20 protein-coding genes are annotated in these 20,292 nt (G+C 61.3%); 10 read left to right on the top strand and 10 right to left on the bottom strand.

Going from position 1 to position 20,292, the window contains the following annotated elements; all coding sequences use genetic code 11:
• The first annotated feature begins 48 nt into the window (after positions 1–48).
• From EKH80_RS06835 to EKH80_RS06825, 3 genes are all read left to right on the top strand, one after another.
• Positions 49–354 (top strand): putative quinol monooxygenase, encoded by a 306-nt coding sequence (locus EKH80_RS06835; RefSeq protein ID WP_126683984.1) that lies wholly within the window; start codon positions 49–51, stop codon positions 352–354.
• A gap of 140 nt (positions 355–494) precedes the next feature.
• Entirely contained in the window at positions 495–1,253 is a 759-nt protein-coding gene (locus tag EKH80_RS06830) for an alpha/beta fold hydrolase (RefSeq protein WP_126683983.1), read from the top strand.
• 106 nt (positions 1,254–1,359) lie between these two features.
• Entirely contained in the window at positions 1,360–3,081 is a 1,722-nt protein-coding gene (locus tag EKH80_RS06825) for a cytochrome c biogenesis protein DipZ (protein ID WP_126683982.1), read from the top strand.
• 37 nt (positions 3,082–3,118) lie between these two features.
• Here EKH80_RS06825 and cyoD read toward each other — a convergent pair whose 3' ends face one another.
• The 4 genes from cyoD to cyoA are packed head-to-tail and all read right to left on the bottom strand — an operon-like array spanning position 3,119 to position 7,042.
• Positions 3,119–3,427 (bottom strand): cytochrome o ubiquinol oxidase subunit IV, encoded by a 309-nt coding sequence (gene cyoD, locus EKH80_RS06820; protein ID WP_230473469.1) that lies wholly within the window; start codon positions 3,425–3,427, stop codon positions 3,119–3,121.
• A 56-nt stretch (positions 3,428–3,483) separates the two neighbouring features.
• Complete coding sequence (cyoC, locus tag EKH80_RS06815) at positions 3,484–4,086, bottom strand: cytochrome o ubiquinol oxidase subunit III (RefSeq protein WP_126683980.1); 603 nt, start codon at positions 4,084–4,086, stop codon at positions 3,484–3,486.
• A 2-nt stretch (positions 4,087–4,088) separates the two neighbouring features.
• Positions 4,089–6,104: a cytochrome o ubiquinol oxidase subunit I gene (gene cyoB / locus EKH80_RS06810; RefSeq protein ID WP_126683979.1), complete on the bottom strand. Its 2,016-nt coding sequence runs from the start codon at positions 6,102–6,104 to the stop codon at positions 4,089–4,091.
• A 5-nt stretch (positions 6,105–6,109) separates the two neighbouring features.
• Positions 6,110–7,042 (bottom strand): ubiquinol oxidase subunit II, encoded by a 933-nt coding sequence (cyoA, locus tag EKH80_RS06805; RefSeq protein ID WP_126683978.1) that lies wholly within the window; start codon positions 7,040–7,042, stop codon positions 6,110–6,112.
• A 167-nt stretch (positions 7,043–7,209) separates the two neighbouring features.
• Between cyoA and EKH80_RS06800 the strand changes: the two genes are divergently transcribed.
• Positions 7,210–8,529, top strand: a complete 1,320-nt coding sequence (locus EKH80_RS06800) for an aminotransferase-like domain-containing protein (RefSeq protein WP_230473490.1) — start codon at positions 7,210–7,212, stop codon at positions 8,527–8,529.
• A gap of 111 nt (positions 8,530–8,640) precedes the next feature.
• On the opposite strand, the gene EKH80_RS06795 is transcribed toward EKH80_RS06800, so the two are convergent.
• The 5 genes from EKH80_RS06795 to EKH80_RS06775 all read right to left on the bottom strand — a co-directional run bounded on the left by EKH80_RS06795 (position 8,641) and on the right by EKH80_RS06775 (position 13,191).
• Complete coding sequence (locus EKH80_RS06795; RefSeq protein ID WP_126683976.1) at positions 8,641–9,213, bottom strand: hypothetical protein; 573 nt, start codon at positions 9,211–9,213, stop codon at positions 8,641–8,643.
• 115 nt (positions 9,214–9,328) lie between these two features.
• Positions 9,329–10,246, bottom strand: coding sequence for a hypothetical protein (locus EKH80_RS06790; protein ID WP_126683975.1), 918 nt, complete (start codon positions 10,244–10,246; stop codon positions 9,329–9,331).
• Between the two features lie 395 nt (positions 10,247–10,641).
• Entirely contained in the window at positions 10,642–11,028 is a 387-nt protein-coding gene (locus EKH80_RS06785) for a VOC family protein (RefSeq protein ID WP_126683974.1), read from the bottom strand.
• A gap of 161 nt (positions 11,029–11,189) precedes the next feature.
• Complete coding sequence (locus EKH80_RS06780; protein ID WP_126683973.1) at positions 11,190–12,104, bottom strand: hypothetical protein; 915 nt, start codon at positions 12,102–12,104, stop codon at positions 11,190–11,192.
• A gap of 85 nt (positions 12,105–12,189) precedes the next feature.
• Positions 12,190–13,191 carry a LysR substrate-binding domain-containing protein gene (locus EKH80_RS06775; protein WP_126683972.1) on the bottom strand — a complete coding sequence of 334 codons (1,002 nt, stop codon included), beginning with the start codon at positions 13,189–13,191 and terminating at the stop codon, positions 12,190–12,192.
• A gap of 57 nt (positions 13,192–13,248) precedes the next feature.
• On the opposite strand from EKH80_RS06775, the gene EKH80_RS06770 reads away from it, so the two are divergent.
• The 6 genes from EKH80_RS06770 (at position 13,249) to EKH80_RS06745 (ending at position 19,219) form a co-directional block, all read left to right on the top strand.
• A complete protein-coding gene (locus tag EKH80_RS06770; RefSeq protein ID WP_230473468.1) occupies positions 13,249–13,890 on the top strand; it encodes a hypothetical protein in 642 nt (213 codons plus the stop codon).
• Positions 13,891–14,054: 164 nt separating this feature from the next.
• Complete coding sequence (locus EKH80_RS06765) at positions 14,055–14,990, top strand: GlxA family transcriptional regulator (protein ID WP_126683971.1); 936 nt, start codon at positions 14,055–14,057, stop codon at positions 14,988–14,990.
• A 208-nt stretch (positions 14,991–15,198) separates the two neighbouring features.
• The gene (locus EKH80_RS06760; protein WP_126683970.1) at positions 15,199–16,287 is read left to right on the top strand and encodes a hypothetical protein; all 1,089 of its coding nucleotides are present in this window, start codon (positions 15,199–15,201) and stop codon (positions 16,285–16,287) included.
• A gap of 212 nt (positions 16,288–16,499) precedes the next feature.
• Positions 16,500–17,492: a VOC family protein gene (locus EKH80_RS06755; RefSeq protein WP_126683969.1), complete on the top strand. Its 993-nt coding sequence runs from the start codon at positions 16,500–16,502 to the stop codon at positions 17,490–17,492.
• Positions 17,471–18,724: a TolB family protein gene (locus tag EKH80_RS06750; protein WP_126683968.1), complete on the top strand. Its 1,254-nt coding sequence runs from the start codon at positions 17,471–17,473 to the stop codon at positions 18,722–18,724. The genes EKH80_RS06755 and EKH80_RS06750 overlap by 22 nt, the downstream gene beginning before the upstream one ends.
• Positions 18,725–18,850: 126 nt before the next feature.
• The gene (locus tag EKH80_RS06745) at positions 18,851–19,219 is read left to right on the top strand and encodes a hypothetical protein (RefSeq protein WP_126683967.1); all 369 of its coding nucleotides are present in this window, start codon (positions 18,851–18,853) and stop codon (positions 19,217–19,219) included.
• A 141-nt stretch (positions 19,220–19,360) separates the two neighbouring features.
• Here the strand turns inward: EKH80_RS06745 and EKH80_RS06740 are convergent, their stop codons facing one another.
• Positions 19,361–20,065, bottom strand: coding sequence for a YceI family protein (locus tag EKH80_RS06740; protein ID WP_126683966.1), 705 nt, complete (start codon positions 20,063–20,065; stop codon positions 19,361–19,363).
• Positions 20,066–20,292: the final 227 nt, after the last annotated feature.

Here is a 20,292-nt window from a genome sequence, read left to right as displayed (position 1 = left end):
GTTCCTCCCACTGCGCAGCCCACCTAAACCCAAACGGGAGAGAAGACGATGGTCAAATGCGGATTGTTGGTCCGGCTCGAAGCCAAGCCGGGCAAGGAACAGGCGGTAGCGGACTTTCTGGCCGCCGGCCTGGAAATGACGAACCGGGAGGCGGGAACGCCGATCTGGTTCGCGATCAAGTTGTCACCTACGACATTTGGCGTGTTCGACGCCTTTGCGAACGAAGCTGGCCGCCAGGCGCATCTGAACGGCGATATGGCCAATGCCCTGATGGCACGTGCCAGCGACTTGCTGGCCACGACGCCGTCGGTGGAGCCGATCGATGTGCTGGCAATGAAGAACGAACTGCCCTGACGTCTCTGCGTCCAGTTCGCCTGCGTGCAAATGCGCGGGGGCTGGACGCCCTTTACACACAACCCTAAACGCCCAGCGTTTGCCCGGCCGCAGATGGCCCGAGCAAATGCCGGGTATGCAAACCCTCTTGGAGAAAAGAAATGCTTACACTACGAAAGAAGACTGCGTTGGCGTTGCTGCTTGCGCTGGGCGGCGCGACTGCGCAGGCCGCGCCGCAGCCGGCCGCGAAAGACATCGTCATCGTGCATGGCGCCCTGGTGGATGGTTCGGGCTGGCGTGCCGTTCACGACATTCTTGCCAAGGATGGTTTTCACGTGACCATCGTGCAGGAGCCGCTCACCAGCCTTGCCGACGACGTCGACGCCACCCGGCGCGTTCTGGACCAGCAGAACGGTTCGGTCGTCCTGGTCGGCCATAGCTATGGCGGCTCGGTCATCACGCAGGCCGGTGTCGACGCGAAGGTCAAGGCGCTCGTCTATGTATCGGCGCTGCAGCCCGATGTCGGCGAAGCCGGCGGCCAACTGCTGTCGAAGTTCGTTGCGCCCAACGACGCGATGCGCGCAACCCCGGACAAGTATTTCTACATACCGGCGGCGAAATTCCGCGCGACCTATGCGGCGGATCTTCCGGCAGCGGAAGCCCAGTTCCTGGCCGATTCGCAACAGCCGCTCGCCCAGAAAGCCATGGGCACGCCGATCAGCGTGGCGGCATGGCGAACCAAGCCCAGCTACGCCATCCTCACTACCGAGGATCGTGTCGTGAGCCCCGAGCTGCAGCGTTGGATGTACCAACGTGCGGGTTCGAAAATCACCGAAGTCGCCGGAAGCCATGCTTCGTTCATTTCCCAGCCGGCTGCGGTCGCTCGAGTGATCGAGGCCGCCGCAAAACAGACAGACTGATAGCTGGTCTGCCGCAAGGGAGGCATGTCGGCTTCCGCTGGAAGCCGGCTTCGCCGCAAGTCGGCAGCCTGCATCGCTCCATGCATCCACCACGGATATCGCCCGTATGCTTTTATTGATCCTTGCTTATCTGGGTGGCGTTCTGACCATCCTTAGTCCGTGCATCCTGCCGGTGCTGCCGTTCGTCTTCGCACGGGCAGACCGTCCGTTTGTGCGCAATGGACTGCCCATGCTGGCGGGCATGGCGCTCACCTTTGCCGTGGTCGCCACGCTGGCCGCAGTAGGCGGAGGCTGGGCTGTTCACGCCAACCAATATGGCCGCATCATTGCCTTGGCTGTGCTTGCAGTACTTGGCCTTACTTTGCTTTCCAGTCACGTGGCCGAGTGGATTGGCCGGCCCTTCGTGGCGCTCGGCAACCAGCTTTCCCAGCGTGACGGCAGCGAGAACGATTCGGTGCTCTCGGCGGCGGGCCTGGGCGTGGCCACCGGACTGCTATGGGCGCCGTGCGCAGGTCCCGTCCTGGGCCTCCTGCTCACCGGGGCGGCGCTCAATGGCGCCAGTGTCCAGACCACTTTATTGCTACTCGTCTATGCAACCGGCGCCGCTACATCGCTTGCATTGGCGCTTGTCGTCGGCGGGCGCGTGTTCGCCCTGATGAAGCGTTCACTTGGCGCCGGTGAATGGGTGCGTCGCGTCCTGGGTGCACTGGTGCTGGCCGGCGTTGCCGCCATTGCATTGGGCTTGGACACCGGATGGCTGACTCGCGTGTCACTCGCCAGCACCGGCGGCATAGAACAGATGCTGGTCGCTGCCGTACGAGCTGCGCCTGCGGTGCAATCCGTCGTCAAAGCCGGCGAACCCTTGCCGGTGGAAGGAGAGATGCCTTCGCTCGAAGGCGCCACCCAATGGCTCAACGGCCCGGTGCTCACAACACAGTCGTTGCGCGGCAAGGTGGTCCTCGTCGATTTCTGGACCTATTCCTGCATCAACTGCATCCGCGCGCTGCCTTACGTGCGCGGCTGGGCCGACAAATACAAGGATCACGGCCTGGTGGTGATCGGCGTACACGCGCCCGAGTTCGCCTTCGAAAAGGACCCGCGCAACGTTAGCAACGCCGTGAAGAACCTGGGCGTCGACTATCCGGTCGCGCTCGACAACAGCTATATCATCTGGAAAGGCTTCGACAACGAGTATTGGCCTGCGCATTACTTCGTCGACGCGCAGGGGCGCATCCGCCATCATCATTTTGGCGAAGGCGGCTATGAGCAGAGCGAGGATGTCATCCGCGAGCTGCTCGCTGAAGCTGGCCAGAAGAACCTGCCCGCCGGCTATGTGCAGCCGAACGCGCAAGGTGCGCAGGCCACCGGCTCCGGCGGCGCCGGTCTCTCACCGGAAACCTACCTGGGCTATGCGCGCACCGAAAACTTTGCCGGTGGCCCGGCAGCGCAAGACAAGAGCTTCGCGTACCACACACCTCAGTCGCTGAAGGCCAACCAGTGGGCGCTCGACGGAAGCTGGACGGTAAGCGATGAAAATGCACGGCTCGACAGCGCCCCTGGCCGCATCGTCTATCGCTTCCGTGGCCGCGACTTGCACTTGGTGATGGGCCTGGGCCGTGACGGCAAGCCGGTGCGTTTTCGTGTACTGATCGATGGCAAGGCGCCCGGCGCCGATCATGGTGTGGATGTCGATGCAGATGGCAACGGTACGGTCAGTGCGCAGCGCCTCTACCAGCTTGTGCGGCAAGCCGGCGGTAGCGGCGAGCGCAGCTTCGAAATCCTCTTCCTCGATGCCGGCGTGCAAGCTTACGCCTTCACCTTCGGTTGAGTCCCGGTTCAATGCGGGCAGGGATGCCCGCAGCGCATCACTCATTCTGGCTGATGGCCTGAGTCGGCATCATGTTGATGTTGGCGTTGTGCATCACCCACAAGGAACCCGCCACCACGATCACGATCAGCAAGCCGGTGCAGGCGAAAATGGCCGTATTCTGCGCCTGGCTCTTGCCGGTGCCCAGATGGAGGAAATACGCCAATTGCACCAGCAACTGGATCACGCACAGGGCGACCATTGAGCCGAGCCGCCACGAGTGGGGCACGATATCGGACATGATGGTGGCGAAGGAAGCCGCGGTCAGCGCCAGCGAAAGCGCAAAGCCGACAAAATAGGATTTCATGTCGCCATGCCCGTCGGCTTGGGGCTGACCTGCAACAGAATGAGTAGAAGAACTGTTCATAGAAACGCCCGCAGGTAGACGAAGGTGAAGACGCAGATCCAGATCAGGTCGAGGAAGTGCCAGAACATGCTGAGGCAGGCGAGCCGGCGCAGCACCACCTCATCCAGGCCGTAGTGCCACGCCTGGTGCAGCATGACGCCGAGCCACAATATGCCGAGCGTGACATGCAGGCCGTGCGTGCCGACCAGGGTGAAATACGCCGACAGGAAAGCGCTGACGCCCGGGCCGGCACCGTCGTGAACGAGCGCGGCGAATTCATGCAGTTCCATGCCGACGAACGCGGCGCCGAGCAGCGCTGTGGTGACCAGCCATGCCAGCAGTGGCCCGCGACGGCCCGCGCGAGCGCTCAGCATGCCGGCACCGAAGGTAAAACTGCTCAGCAGCAACAGCGCCGTTTCGCCAGCCACATAGGGCAGGCTGAAGATGTCGCGGCCCGCCGGGCCATCGGCTGTATTGCCTACCAGGACGCCAAACGTGGCGAACAACACGGCAAAAATCAGGCAGTCGCTCATCAGGTAGACCCAGAACCCTGCCGTGGTCTGGGATGAAGCGTCGTGATGTGCTGAATCGTGCGTGGCGGAGAGAGAGGGGTTGCTCATGATCAGGCTGCCTTCGGGCGGCTGGAAGAGGGACGCTGCACTTGCGTCACGCGAACGAGACGCGCGTAGCGTTCGTTCTCGATGCGCGCCACTTCGCTGGCCGGCACGTAGTAATCCGTGTTGCGGTTATACGTCCGTGCGATGAAGTGCACGATGACGGCGGCCAGCATCAGCATGGCCAGCGGCCAGATGTGCCAGACCAGCGCAAAGCAAAGCACGAACGACCAGGTGGCGATCAGGACACCGTCGCCGGTATTGCGCGGCATGTGAATGGGCTCGTAGTGCTCCGGCTTGAGGTAGGCACGGCCGGTGAGCTTGTTCTCCCAATGCTGTTCCAGCGAAGTGATCGTCGGGATGACCGCGAAGTTGTAGAACGGCGCCGGCGAGGAGGTGGACCATTCCAGGCTGCGTGCGTCCCACGGATCGCCGCTGAGGTCGCGGTTTTCGCCGCGATGGCGAATGCTGACGATGAGCTGGACGCCCATGGCAAGAATGCCCAGGCCGATCACCACGGCACCGCATAGCGCCACCACCAGCCACGGATGCCAATCGGGGTTGTCGTAGTGGTTCATGCGCCGTGTCATGCCGTCGAAGCCGAGCACGTACAGGGGCATGAAGGCCAGGTAGAAGCCGATCTGCCAACACCAGCACGCGATCTTGCCCCAGCGCTCGTCCAGCGTGAAACCGAACACCTTCGGGAACCAGAAGCTGATGCCAGCCAGGCTGCCGAACACCACGCCGCCGATGATGACGTTGTGGAAGTGCGCCACCAGGAACAGGCTGTTGTGCAGCACGAAGTCGGCGCCGGGTACGGCCAGCAGCACGCCGGTCATTCCGCCGATCGCGAAGCAGCCCATGAAGCCGATCGTCCATAGCGTAGCCGAGTGATAGCGCACGCGACCGCGGAACATGGTGAACAGCCAGTTGAACAGCTTTACCCCGGTGGGGATCGAAATGATCGAGGTCATGATGCCGAAGAAGGCATTGACGTTCGCGCCGGAGCCCATGGTGAAGAAGTGATGCAGCCACACGAAGAACGACAGCACGCCGATGGCCGAGGTGGCGTACACCATCGATTTGTAGCCGAACAGCGGCTTGCCGGAGAAGGTGGCGATGATTTCCGAGAACGCGCCGAAGCAGGGCAGGATCAGGATGTAGACCTCCGGATGGCCCCATACCCAGATCAGGTTGATGTACATCATGGCGTTGCCGCCACCCTCGTTGGTGAAGAAATGCATGCCGAGGTAGCGGTCGGCGCTGAGCAGGGCCAACGTGGCGGTGAGCACGGGAAACACGGCAATGATCAGGATGTTGGTGATCAGTGCGGTCCACGTGAACACCGGCATCTTCATCAGGTTCATGCCCGGCGCGCGCATGCGCAGGATGGTCACCAGCAGGTTGATGCCGGTGAGCAGCGTGCCCAGGCCGGATACCTGTAATGACCATATGTAGTAGTCGACCCCTACGGTGGGGCTGTAGCCAAGCTCGGACAGCGGTGGATAGGCCACCCAGCCGGTGGCGGCGAAATCGCCCACGAACATCGACATCATCACCAGCACTGCACCGGCCACCGAAAGCCAGAAGCTGAGCTGGTTGAGGAAGGGAAAGGCGACGTCACGTGCGCCGATCTGCAGGGGCACGACCACGTTCATCAAGCCAAGGATCAGCGGCGTGGCCACGAAGAAGATCATGATCACCCCGTGCGCGGTGAAGATCTGGTCGTAGTGGTGCGGCGGCAGGTAGCCAGCATGGCCGCTGTCGGCAATGGCTTGTTGCGCGCGCATCATGATCGCGTCGGCAAAGCCGCGCAACAGCATGACCAGCGCGAGAATGATGTACATCGCTCCGATGCGCTTGTGATCGACGGACGTCAGCCACTCGCGCCAGAGGTAAGCCCACTTGCGGTAATAGGTGACGACGCCGAGCAGGGCAGCGCCGAGCACGGCTACCACCAGCAGCGTGCCCATGATGATGGGCTCGTTATAAGGGATGGCATCGAGGCCTAGTCTTCCAAGCATGACGGTTACTCCTTGGCCTGGGTCATGGCGTTGTGCATGCCGGGCATGCCTTTCATGCCGGGCATGTATTGATTCACCACCTGCTCGAACAGGCCGTCTTCGACGCTCGCATAAAACATGGGGCTGCTGTTTACGCTGGGCTTGGCGAGCGCGAGATAGCCGTCGTGCGTGAGCTTGTTCGAGCCGTTGCGGGCGCTGGCCACCCAGGCGCGGAAATCCGCCTCCGAGGTCGCCTTGACCTCGAAGTGCATGTCCGAGAAGCCGGGTCCGCTGAAGGCCGAGGACATGCCGCGATACGTGCCCGCCTGGTCGGCAATCAGATGCAACTGCGTCTGCATGCCTGCCATCGCGTAGACCTGGCTGCCCAGGCGCGGGATGAAGAACGAGTTCATGATCGAATCGGCCGTCAATTCAAAATCGATCGGCGTCTTCGCGGGCACTACCAGCTGGTTGACCGTGGCAATGCGGTAGTCGGGATAGATGAACAACCATTTCCAGTTCAGCGCGACCACCTGCACTCGTACGGGTGGAGTCTTCGAAGCCAAGGGGCGATAAGGATCGAGCGAGTGTGTCGTACCCCAGATCAGCACCGCGAGGAACAGCACGATCACGCAGGGAATGCCCCACACCACCCATTCGATGGTGGTGGAATGCGCCCAGGTCGGGGCATAGGTGGCTCGCTTGTTGGTGGCTCGGTAGCGCCAGCAGAACAAGAACGTCAACGCGATGACCGGGATCACCACGGACAGCATCAGTGCCAGCGACACGATGATCAGGTGGCGCTCCTGTACGCCGATGTCGCCGCCCGGGGCAAACAGCGCCAGGTGGCAGCCGGCCAGCAAGGTGGTGACGCCCACGGTGGCCCAGCGCAGCGGGGACAGGGACGAATAGGATCGGTATCGGCTGATCCGTGCAAAGTTCGGAGGGTAATGGCGCATAAGTCCAGCGGCTTATGGAGGGATGGGAGCTTTGCGCGCATACTAATCAGCAACAAAATCCATACATGGGTGGCAAGTTGACGCGGACAAAATCCATACAAAAGGACGCCCCGCTTAAACGATGGCGGGCGGCTGCAGCCGGGCAGGGGCCGCGCTATTTGCGCATCGTGGGATTCATCGAGCGCGCCATCGCGGATGGACGGCTGGTTCCCGGCGACCGTTTGCCGCCGCAGCGGCAACTGGCCGACTTGCTCAAGCTGGATCTCACCACCGTTACCCGCGCGTATTCGGAGGCGAAGGCGCGCCAGCTTGTCCATGCGCGTGGGGCCTATGGCACCTTCATCGCCGCGCCCAAGGTGGAATTGGCGCCGCTGGTCGACTTAGGCATGAACATGCCGCCGCCTCCGGCGGGCCTGGACCTGGGTGACCTGATCAAGCGCGGGATCGAGCAGGTGCTTACCCGCGTCGACGCCAATTTGCTGATGGCCTATCACGCAAGCGGCGGCGGCAAGGCGGACCGCGCCGCCGGCGCGTTATGGCTCGCACCGATGCTTGGCCAGGTCGATCCCTCACGCATTGCCGTTTGTCCTGGCGCACAGGCGGCATTGGCGGGCTTGATCGTTGCGCTAACGCAGGCCAACGACGGCATCGCGGTCGAGCCCTTGGTGTATCCCGGCATTCTTGGCGCCGCGCGGCAACTCGGCCGCCGCATCGTTAGCGTGGAATGCGATGAAGACGGCATGCGGCCCGACGCATTGATGCGCGCGTGCCGGGAGCAGGGTGTACGGGCGGTGTATCTGAATCCCACCTTGCGCAATCCCACCGCGCAAACCATGCCCGAGCAGCGGCGCCGCGATCTGGCCCTGGCCGTTCGCGAATGCGGCGTGCCACTGATCGAAGACGATCCGTATTGGCGCCTGGCCGACCATGCGCCACCGCCGATTGCGCATTGGGCGCCCGAGTGCGTGCATTACCTGTCGACGCTGTCCAAAAGCCTTTCGCCCGGCTTGCGCATGGCTTATGTAGCGTCACCCGATGAAAGCGCCCAGCTGCGTTTTCTCGCCGCGATGAACGCCACGGCCTTGATGCCATCGCCACTGACGATGGCATTGAGCACGCAATGGATGCACGACGGCACCGCCATGCAATTGCTGCAAGGCGTGAGAGCCGAAGCACGGGCGCGATTGCAGCTGGCCGAAAGTTTGCTGGCATTGCGCGAACAGGCATGGCCGGCCGCCGGCATCCATGTCTGGTACACCTTGCCGGAACCCTGGACCGGACAAACCTTCGCCCGCGCTGCCCGCGCCGAAGGACTGGCGGTCAGCGCTTCCAGCGCATTTTCGCCTGGCGACGAAGATGTGCGCGCGATCCGCTTGTCGTTCGGTGGCGTCACCGAGCACGCCCGGCTTGCCCAGGCACTGCGCAAGCTGGCCGGCATCCTGATGCGTGGCGAAGACCCAGAGCTGGCTGCGAGGCCGATCATTTAGCAAGCGACGTCAATGCGTAGGCTGGGATGACAAACCCAGCTTTGCACATGGCATCGTGATGCTGGGATTGCCATCCCAGCCTACATTGCACTGGACGCGCAATGCCGATCCCTAGCCGCTGCCAGGCAGGAAAATCAGGCCGGTGGTGAGGCCGGAGCATTGGTGGACCGTCGTAAACGTGCCGCCATCCATCGGCACGGCGCGGATCGCTCCGCTGAGGTCACTGACGAACGCCCGCCGTTGCTGCAGATCTAACGTCAGCCCGATGCCTTCCTTCAATCCCGTTGCCAACACCTGCTGCTGTGTGAGTCCCGCAGGCGTGATATCGGCACGGTTCAAACTATTGCCACCCACGGCGGGATCGCCGCGATCGGTCCAATACAGTTGCTGTCGCGCGTGATCGATTTCCAGGTCGATGGGCTCGGGCAGTTTGTCGAGCAGCAAGGCCACGTCGGTGCGGGTTTCGGCTGTGGCGCCCGGCGGCATGTCCAGCCGCATGCGAAAAATGCGGCCGAGTCCTCCGTCGGGAGGCCCCTTCTGGGTCCAGTAGAGATAGCCATTGGGTACATCGAGTGCGATACCGACGCAATGGCGCAAGACATCACCCATATCCTCGGGCCATCGGCCGGTGCGTAGCAGCGCAGTCAACTCGCTGCCATCGGTACGACAGCGAAAGATGGCCATACCTTCGCGATCGCACCAGCGCGTAGGCTGGGATGATAATCCCAGCTTTGCACGTGGCATCCCGATGCTGGGATTGTCATCCCAGCCTACGCTGCGCGATGCGCGCAATGCAGACCTAGTTGGCGCCAGGCAGGAAAATCAGTCCGGTGGTAAGGCCGGAACATTGGTAGACCGTCGTAAACGTGCCGCCATTCATCGGCACGGCACGGATCGCTCCGCTGAGGTCACTGACGAACGCCCGCCGTTGCTGCAGATCTAGCGTCAGCCCGATGCCTTCCTTCAATCCCGTTGCCAACACCTGCGGCTGTGTGAGTCCCGCAGGCGTGATATCGGCACGGTTCAAACTATTGCCACCCACGGCGGGATCGCCGCGATCGGTCCAATACAGTTGCTGTCGCGCGTGATCGATTTCCAGGTCGATGGGCTCGGGCAGTTTGTCGAGCAGCAAGGCCACGTCGGTGCGGGTTTCGGCTGTGGCGCCCGGCGGCATGTCCAGCCGCATGCGAAAAATGCGGCCGAGTCCTCCGTCGGGAGGCCCCTTTTGGGTCCAGTAGAGATAGCCGTTGGGCACATCGAGCGCGATACCGACGCAATGGCGCAAGACATCACCCATATCCTCGGGCCATCGGCCGGTACGCAACAGCAGGGTCAACTCGCTGCCATCGGTACGACAGCGGAAGACGGCCATGCCTTCACGATCGCACCAGTAGATCAGGCCATTGGCGGTATCCAGCTGCATTTGCTTAGGTGTAACGGTGGCGCCGCCATCGATCAGTATCTGGTGGTTGCGCCCATCGAGGTCGCAGCACTCAATGGCGCCGTCGGGATCGGCAAAGACTTCCCCGCTTGCGGGGAAGGCGCCCATGCTGGTCCAGTAGATCGTGTTGCCCGGCCCATCCACCTGCACGCCATCCGGCGCGCCGTGGGGGAGGGCGAGAAGGGTTTTTGCTTCACCGCTGTCGGGATCGAGGACGAGGATGGCAGCAGGATTAGCCTGCAGGATGTAGAGGCGGTTGAGTCTTGCGTTGCTCATGCCACGGCACCGCCTTCACGCAAGTCTTTGGCTTGGTCAATCTTTTGCATTGGGGGTTACTCCCTCCGAACAAATGCGGCCATACAGCCAACTCGCGACCGTTGGTGCTGCCTCGCGGCAGATGACGGGAAAGCTGGACCGGAGGAGTGGTGGACTCCATGGCCGCAAGGTATCGGCGATACCCTGCGGGGGATTGCAGAAATTTGCGTCGGATTGAAGAAAGATGACGTTTTCTGGAGGGCTCGGTGATGAGCGGCAGGGACGCGGCATGCGGGATTGCCGCAGTTGCCGCGACTCAATAGCCGTCAGATCGAGTTTCATCATGGCAAACACGGCGAAGCGAGTGCTTCGCCGTGCGTTCTCAGACTGTGCTTGCTCTGTCGCCCCGTTGCCGCTTACTGACCAACGGGCGGCTGCCAGAGTTCGACCTTGTTCCCATCGGGGTCGACGACCCAGCCGAACTTGCCGAACTCGGACTCTTCCACTTTCTCATCAACCTGCACGCCTTCGGCGCGTAGCGTCGTCAGCAAGGCATGCAGATCCTCGACCCGGTAATTGATCATGAAGGCCGCGGGACTCGGAGCGAAGTGGCTGGTGTCTGCAGCGAACGGGCTCCAGACCGTGGTGCCAATCCCCTCGGGGTTGTCAGGGCCTTTCCATTGAAACGCAGCGCCGCCCCAATCCTGGACTTCGACTCCGAGATGTGTCCGGTACCACGCGCCAAGGGCCTTCGGGTCCTTGGATTTGAAGAAGATCCCACCGATGCCAGTGACTCGTTTCATGGTTGCTCCCGTGCAAGAGGATCGAGACGCAGGTATCGCCTCATCGCTGAGGAGATCATTGGTATTCCCAAGTATCGCTGCGCAGACCCAAGGCGGCGATTCTGAGGATCTTGATCATAGGACTGATCGCGAGCTTGGGCAAAGTGCGGGCACCGAGGGTTTCACAAGCCAGTTGGCAGATCACGAGTGTCACAAAGGGAGTCGAGAAAGAGCGGAGTATCGCCCTCTAGCTGATAGCCGGTTGCTCTGCACGACCAAAAGCCGCCTGCTTCTTCAAGCACGTAGTTGCCGGGTTCTTCGGCCCGGGTGAAGCTGAGCACGACCCCATAGGTCGAGGCGCCAAAGAGCACCACCACGGGGTCGTTGCGATACGTCAATGTCACCTTTCCCTGAGCTATACGCACTGATTGCACGTACCGGCTTTGCAGGCCTTCCGGCGGCGGGAGTCCCGCGCTGCGATTGTCCACAGGCAGCTCGCCCTGGTGCAGATCTTGATAGTGGCGAACCGCGCGAAGCGCGACGGACGCCAGGCTGCGCGCCTCTTCCCCCTGCTGCACTCGAATGTATTTGCCGTAGCCGGCGAAGGCGAGCACGTAGCCGGCGGGAACTATCAGGGCCGCGACGGCGACAACCATGCCAGCAATCCGGGCCAGAGAGTTGTATCTCCAAGACGCGTCCTGTGTCGGATGACGGGGCACCAGCAGCATTACGCCCAAGAACAGCGCCAGCAGCAGAAAGTTCGCGGATGCATAGCCGGCGCCCCGCATCCAGTCGATGGCGTGTTGCTGATAAGCCGTATTTGCGCGAAGCAGGGACAGGCCCGACAAGGGGGCCGGCAAGGAGCAGGCAAGCAGGGCAAGTACGAGGCCGCCACGCCGCGATACTATGCGAGGCCACATCAGGCCAAACCATGCCATCGTCAGGCCGACCAGGCCGAGAAAGCCGCACAGGCCGGGGGCGATGAGCACTAGCCCCATAAACGCGAAGGGAACAAGTATCAATACAGTGCCCAGCACGCCTGGCGCCAAGGCGATAAAAAGCCATGGGCGCCGATGGCTGTAAAACGCTGACTGCATGCTTCCTCCTGATGGTTTTATAGCCGTCTATACAGCTTTTTGAGTGAATGATTCGCGTTTTAAGCCTAGGGAGCCTCTGATCTCACTAGGTGGCTTCCTGGTGCAAGCCGCCAGGCTTGGCTCTGCGAAGGTAATCGCGGGCGGCGCGCAGATCGTCTTCGACTTCGCCGCACAGCCATTCGCGAAAGCGGGCGATCTTCGGGCGGCGCTCCTTTGCACTGGGAAAGACCATCCAGAACGCGCGGCCGTCGGTGGCGACGAAATCGTGCGCAGGCACCAGCCTTCCTGCATCGATTTCGGCGCGGAACAGAATCGGCGAGCCGATCGCGATACCGTGCCCCGCCACCGCTGCGGCAATATCCAGGTATTCGGTGGGAAGGCTAGTGCCGAACTCGCCCGGAAGCGTGTCGTCGCGGCAGCCCTGCGCGCGGTACCACGCGGCCCACCAATCCGGCCGCCCAAGCAGCGGAACATCCAGCCGCGCATGCGGATTGGCGATGTTTTGCGCCGCATCCTTCAGCGCGGGTGCGCAAAGCGGCATGAAGATGCTCGGAAACAGCGGTACCGCACGCATCCCCGGCCAGCGGCCGTGACCGTTGCGAATGGCCGCATCGAAGCGGCCTTCGGTAAGGTCGTGTGCGGACACGGAGACATCGAGCTCAATCGTGATCTGCGGATGCCTTGCGCGAAACTTTCCCAACCTTGGCGTGAGCCAGGTCGTACCGAAGGTCGGCAGGGTGGTCAAGCTCAGGTGCGATTCGTCGGTATCGAAGGCCTTGATGAAGCTGGCGCGCAAGGCGGCGAAGGCCTGGGTGGCCTCGGTCGCCACCAACTGGCCGGGCACGGTCAATTCGACCTTCTGTGCATGGCGTGAAAACAGCTGTACGCCGATCTGCTGTTCCAGGCGACGCACGTGGTAACTGACCGATGCGGACGTAGTGTCCAGTTCAGTGGCCGCCTTGGCGAAGCTGCCCAGCCGTGCCGCGGCCTCGAATGCGCGGATCGCCGTAAGCGACGGCAGCCGGTAGTCCTCGACCCCAAGTGCAGTTTGGCCTCGACGCCGATTCTTGAGTGGTGGAGGGCTCATGGGGCTGGCCAGAATGGTCTGGCTGCATCCTCTCATCGCCGACACTGGAGGTCCACAATGACGCTGTTTAGTTGCAAACCGTATACCTTTCTACTGGCACTGTCGTTCGCCGTTGCGGCGGTCGCCGCCGCAGCAGCGACCGATTCGCCGCAAGCGGCCCCTGGCGAGCTGCCTCCGGGTTACTCGACCACGGTCACCGGGACCACGCACGATTTCGACTATTTCATGGGCAGCGGCTGGCTTACCACGCAGCACCGCCTCAAGGCCACGGGTGTCGGCAGCAAAGAGTGGGACACGTTTTCCGCTACGCTGTGCGAAACGCCTTACCTTGGTGGCATGGCTACCGTGGATGAAATGTACATGCCCAGCAAAGGCACTGCGGGCCTGACCCTTCGCAGCTTTGATCCAGCCAAGCAGCAGTGGTCCGTTTACTGGATCAGCAGTCGGGATGGCTTGTTGGAACTGCCGGCCATGCTGGGTGGATTCCACGGCAAGCAGGGGGAGTTCTATAACGAGGATCATGACGCGCAAGGCCGCCCGGTCAAGGTGCGCTTCCTCTGGACCTTGCGCGATCACGACCATGCTCGCTGGGAGCAGGCGTTCTCGTACGACAATCGCACCTGGGAAACGAACTGGATCGGGGATTTCGTGCGCGGCGACCGCGCCAAGCTGTGCGATGAAGGGCGGCCCCGGCGCTAAACCCCAACACGCCGGCCATCCGGACGCTGAATCGCCGATGCGGGCTATGCGTTTGATCCAAGCGCATAGCCCGTGTCATGAATGCTGATTGCCATCGGCCAGCTTGACGCCTGCCTGGCCGTTACGTCACTTTCCCGGGCCTGGATCCAATCACGCGGCCCCCCATGCGACGTGAGATCGCCATCGTCATTTTTCCGGGATTTCAACTGCTGGACGCCGCCGGCCCGGTTGCCGTGTTCGAAATGGCGGAACGATTCCGGCCTGACAGCTACGCGATCAAGGTGCTGGCCCCGGGCGGCGGCATAGTGCGCAGTTCGTCGGGTGTGTGCCTGGCGGCGGAGCCGATTGAACAGCGATGTTTCGACACGGTGATCGTATCGGGCGGCAATATGGCGCAGGTCGAGGCGGGCCAGATCGACATCGTGGCCTGGCTCGGTGACGATGCGTGGCGGCGTGCGGCGGGTGTCTGCTCAGGAGCATTCTTCCTCGCCCAGGCCGGGCTGCTCGACGGTCGGCGCGCCACCACCCATTGGGCCGCGGCGGAGCGCTTCCGGCAGCTTTATCCGCAGGTGCGACTGGATGCCGACCGGATGTTCGTCAGGGATGGCAACGTGTGGACCTCGGCCGGCATTTCCGCTGGGATCGACCTTGCGCTGGCGCTCGTCGAAGACGATCTTGGTCCCGGTATCGCGCGACGCACGGCACAGCAGCTTGTCGTGCACCAGCGACGGCACGGTGGACAGTCGCAATACTCCGTCCTGGTGGAGCAGGGCGGCAAGACCGGGCGCTTCGGCGACCTGATCGGCTGGATGCGTGCGCGTCTTGCCGAGCCGATGACCGTGGAGCGACTGGCCGAACGCGCCGCCATGAGTCCCCGGAATTTTTCCCGCGCCTTCATGGCGGAGATCGGTGCAACGCCGGCGAAGGTCGTGGAAGGCCTGCGGCTGGAGGCCGCGCGCATCGCGGTCGAGACCAGTCATGTCCATCTGGACCATATTGCCGCAGCGACGGGCTTCGGCGATTCGAGCCGGATGCGCCGCGCCTTCATCCGGGCCTTTGGTATGTCGCCCCAATCGCTGCGCCGCAGCGCGGGCGTGTGATGGCAGATTGAAGTCAAATCAACTGCTTGGACAGGGGAAGGATTTCAGAAGAATCCCCATCTCAGGGGCTACTAAGCTCCCATTCGATTGGCAAATTGCTTTGACCCGTGCGCAGGCACCCATGCATCACAGGGCCGTCAGCAAAGGTCTGTCCGTTTGCCTTCAGCCGTTCCAGACGCCGACGCATAACTCACAATGGAGTCCCGTCATGAGCACGCCACAGATTTATCCGATTTTCTGGTGCCAGTCGATTTTTCTGGGTTTTCCCTGCTCGAAGCAGAACCCCTGCATCCAAACCAGTGGGTTGCCTTATTACGACTCCTACGCTGATCCGCAGTACAGCATTCCGATATCAGGCAGCATTTCCGGGATCGCGAACCCGGATAACTATGTCTTGGGTCTTTGGGTTTACACGGGAACCGACTGGTTCATGATGGACTGGACAGGGAACGCCGCTACCCACTCCCAGGCAATTGGAGCAGATGGAAGCTGGTCGTTACTGGGCAATCGCTGTGGGACCAATTTCGCCCTTGTCCTCATGACGCAGGGTTTTTGGCAAAACAATCTGGCCACCTACAATGAAAATCGTATCAGTGCATATCCCAGCCCTAACGGCAAGGATGAAGATGTCGTTCTGAGCTGTGAATACCCCATCGGGTATAACGCCAATGTCAATGTGTATGTTTATGATACGCAAAGCCCCGGTTTCTTTAATGGGCCGACATTGATGGCGAACGGACAATGCTGGCAGGCACCTGATTATCCCTCTGAGATATGGCCCATTTCCTACGCACCCGGCTATGAGGACCCAACTAGTATTGGTAACAATGCCTCTGCCAAGCAGAGCCTGTTTGTGAACTGGCCTTATCCAGCGCTGATTTTGGCCGGGTTGGACCAAAGTGGCAACGAAACAGGCTGGCAGATAAAAATCGGGCTTTACGGTAGTGATGCCAATAACAGTGGAGTCTATTTCATCATGGCTGCTGGATTTTATGACAAATCCAATCCAAACTGGGAGCCAGGCCTAAACTCCGTGCCAACCATCGACTGCACTTTCCTAGGAAATTACAATTCCAGTAACAAGAAAGGAAACTACGATTATCAGGTGGCGGCAAACTTAAGTTTTGGGTTATTCCCGCAAATGCTGATGACCCAGATCGATGCCGGTAACGTTTCCAGTGACGTCTTTAAGGAGCTAAGCAGCAAATCGGGCGGTATATGGAAAGATTTGCTCAAATCGCTCTTCAAGAGTTTGGAATCCGCGGTTGAAGACGCAGCAGAGGCTGCGTTAGCTTGACTGGCCTGGCAATTTGTCGTTGTAAGAGGGGGGGGGCGCAGCGCAAAGCATCATGCGCGGAGCCCCCCCTTTCGCGCTGGCCGTTTTTGCTCGGAAATTGTCCTTGTGGGTGCCGATCGAACCACCCAAAAATGAGCGCCTCGCAACACCCCCGAGCGCCATGCCATCCACTGCTCGCTCAAGATAAACCTCCTTCCCAGCAAGGATTTCGCATGCGTCTGGTCCTGTTCGTTGCAGCTTGGTTTCTGTCTCTGAGTGGCGCACTAGCCGCGGCATTGCCCCCTGCGCCGGTAGCCGCCACCACGCGGCTTGACCACATCCTGCTTTGGGGGCACGGGATCGACCCGGTCACATCGGTCATGGCGGTCAAGCTGGGCTTCCAAGTCCGGCCCGGGCACGATCCCGCAGGCGTGGCCAACCGCTATATCCGCTTCTCGGACAGCAGCTTCATCGAACTGCTCGGCATCACCCGGCCCGATCCGAAGTTCGATCCGGGCATGCAGGAAGATCAGCAGGTGCTGAAAGGTGGTCCGGGCTCGCGCAGCTTTGGTTTTCGCACCTCGTCGCTCGATGCGATCCATCGCTCGCTTGAGGCGCTGCACTACGCAGTCACCCCTTTCTTCTCCGGCCCCGATAGCGCGAAGCCAGGCTGGCGCCTGTTCGCGTTCGACCATGCGCCGTTGTCGAGCAACACTTTCTTCATCGATTACAAGGCCGATTACGCCCCCGATCAGTACGACCCCAGCAATGCCGACGATTACCGTGTAACGCGCGAACATCCCAACGGAGCGCGCAAGCTCTCGTCGATCTGGCTGGTGTCGGCCGATGCCGATGCCGATCGCCGGCAGCTGGAGAAGATGGGCTTCGGCCATGCGGTGCCAGCGAAACTGCCCGCGCTCGGCGCGAAGGGCTACTGCGTGCCGGTCGGTCCGACAGCGCTGTTGGTGCTTCAACCCGATGGTGTGGGTTTGGCAGGGCAGACCATGGCGAGCGGCGGTCCGCGCATTCTGGGTGTGAGCTTCGCGGTGGCCGACCTCGAACGTGCGCAGCGCTGGGTCGAGCGTGGTTACGAGCGCAAACTGGAGACCTATCGCGGCTTGTCCGGCGAATCCTTTCTCGCCCCCACACAGGACGAGCTCGGCCTGTCCATCGAATTCCACGCAATGCAGCAGGGCGGCTCACCATGTGCAACGTCAAGTCCCTAGCGGAGGTATCCCCGGTTTTTCCAAGGATTCCCGCGAAGATCGGGATTTATATTGATGTTGGTTCAGCGCGAAACGTCATTCCGGCCTACGCCGGAATGACGAGCAAAAAAATCGTCCCGCGACGCCGCTTGCAGTGCGCAGGATACCGCTCACCCCACGCTGGATGTTCTTGGTCACTTCGTACTTGCCGCTGCAGGCGCTCCCTGCGAAGTTCAGCTTCCAACGCCAGGCCTGATTGCCGGCCGGCCTTCTCAACGCTGATCCAAGGCAAGACAGGCATGTCAAATCGCTTATTCGCCCCGCACTTGCTACGCAGGCTTTCCATTACAAGGATCTCCCTGGCGTTCGGCTTTTTCCTGGTGGCGATGCCAGCAGTGCTCAGTAAAGCGGAAGCAGCCGCTAATCCCGCTGCAGCGCCAAGTCTTTTCCAGCCCGAGGCGGCATGGCCGGGCGGCAATGATTCGGCGCCCGCCTTCTCGCCTGACGGCAAGACTGTGTTTTTTACGCATAGGGACGGCGCCATCACGATCATGATGGCCACACTGCACAACGGTCGTTGGTCCCAACCTCAGGTAGCGCCATTCTCGGGTCAATGGCGTGACATCGAACCGGCCATGGCGCCTGACGGCTCTTACCTGGTCTTCGTTTCCAACCGACCGGTGAAGGCGGGTGATGCGCCACTGACCGGTTTTTTTGGCGGGCGATCGCAACCTGGCGCGGGCGGCAATATCTGGCGGGTCGACCGCAAGGGCGACGGCTGGGGCGAACCCGTGCGACTTCCCGACAGCATCAACAGCAATTCGGCGATCTATTCGCCCGCCGTCGCCGGCGACGGCAGCATCTACTTCAACCAGCCGGACCCGCTGACGAGGAAGAGTCACGTCTATCGCGCGCAGGCCAAGAGGAATGGCTTCGAGACACCCGTCGCGCTGTCGATCAGCGACGGGAGCCATCCAGGCTACGATGTGGCCGTCGCTCCCGACGAATCGTTTCTCGTCTTCTCAGCCAATCGGGTGCCGGCTGAGAAGGATCAGTCATTGCTGTTCGTCGCCTTCAGGCGAAATGGCAAGTGGACCGAGCCGCAAGCGCTCGATCCTCATCTGGAGGGGATCGAAGCCCGGCTTAGCCCCGATCTGAAGACCCTTTACTTCGAAGCGGATGACGCTACCGGAAGCAAGCCTTATGGCCGGATTTTTCAGGTTCCTTTGCACGCATACATCCCGCTGCGTTGAGGGCGTCTTCAAGTGATCATGACGTTCAAGTAACGGCGTGGCGGGCATGTTCATTCCCCGGTGCTTCCGTTTTGGGTCGTTTTGATCGGTAGCCACATTGACCCCGGCGGCTCCGAAGGAATCTCCATGCACGACTCTCTTGGCATCATGCTCTTACAGCTTGTCCTGGTCGCTGTCCTGTTGTTGATCGGCGCATCGCTGGTGATCCTCATTCCAGCCATGATTTATCGAAAAGGCCTGCCGCATCGGCGCGAGATCAAATGGGCCGCCAACTTCTGCCTGTCGCTTGGCGTCATCGCATCGCTTGGAATGGTAGACATGTTCCTAAGGAACGGCGGTGATAGCGGCCTGTTCGCTGTGTTGACGATAGCCGTTTCAGCGGCCTATTGGTTTTGCCTCAGGCATTGGTCGACTCGTCCCGGCCTGAAGCCCAAACTCAACCCGCGACGAATGCGTACACATAGAGTCCGGATGGACGTGACTTCCCATCGCTGACCCTCGGATATCTCGTACTTCTCCAATGTGTAGGCTGGGTTGAAAACCCAGCATTGCCATGCAGCAGCACGCGCGATGCTGGGATTGTCATCCCAGCCTACATTCCGCCAGACGAGCATACGGGGCGTTGGCGGAGCATCGCTAGTTTGCCGAGGATGCCTTGCTGCCAGCCAGTGGCGGCCCCATGAACTCCGCTTCGATCGTCACGTCGACCAGGTCGCCCACACCCATCGTGGTGCCCGGCGCAGGTATGCCATTGCTCATTCCGAAATCCGAGCGCTTGAATTGCCCATGCGCGGAAAATCCAGCGCGTGCGTGCGGGTCCATGTCAGGCATGCCTGGATAGCCGCCGTTGTAGGTGGCGGTAAGCGTCAATGGCCGAACGACACCGTGAAGTTTCAAGCTGCCGGTGATTTCAAAGGTCTTGGCACCGGTCATTCGAATCGTTTCCGAGTGGAATACGATCTTGGGATACTTGACCGTGTCCAGGAACTGAGGTCCTTTCACGATATCCGTGCACATCTTCGGCGCCGCATCCATTTCCAACGATGCAGCGTCGACCGTGACCGCGAGCTTGGACGCGGGGATGTTGCCCGGATCAAAGCTTAAAACGGCATCGAAACGGCTGAAGCGCGTGGTGTAATTGGAGAATCCCATGTGGCTTACACGAAGTTGCAGGCTCGCGTGGGACTTGTCGATGTGGTACCCCCCGGCGGGTGGTGCGGTCACGACCGGTGGCGTGGACGAATCTGAAGCGTGGGAAGTCGTGCAAGGCAGACCAAGCAGAATGGCAGCCGCGCCCACGGCAAACGGCTGCAAAGCTCTTGCGACAATGTTGTAGTTCATGACGGTTGATTCCGTATCAAGTTGAAGTATCCCGTTTCGCGGCTTGCGCCCCTTACGGTTCCGCGTGCCATGCGCGCAGGTCGCGCACACTTGCATTCGTACGACGAACCACTTCCAGCTGAATCGACACTTGCCTTGCCCAAGGTCCAGGCCGGCGCAGAGCCCCTTGGCTTACGTTACCCGATGACAAGTCTGGGCACGTAGCTTCACGCTTCGGTTCGCACGCG

It is taken from the genome of Dyella choica (assembly GCF_003977665.1).
GTDB lineage: Bacteria > Pseudomonadota > Gammaproteobacteria > Xanthomonadales > Rhodanobacteraceae > Dyella_B > Dyella_B choica.
The sequence above is the reverse complement of the archived record's forward strand: the minus strand, read 5'-3'. Positions and strand labels throughout refer to the sequence as shown.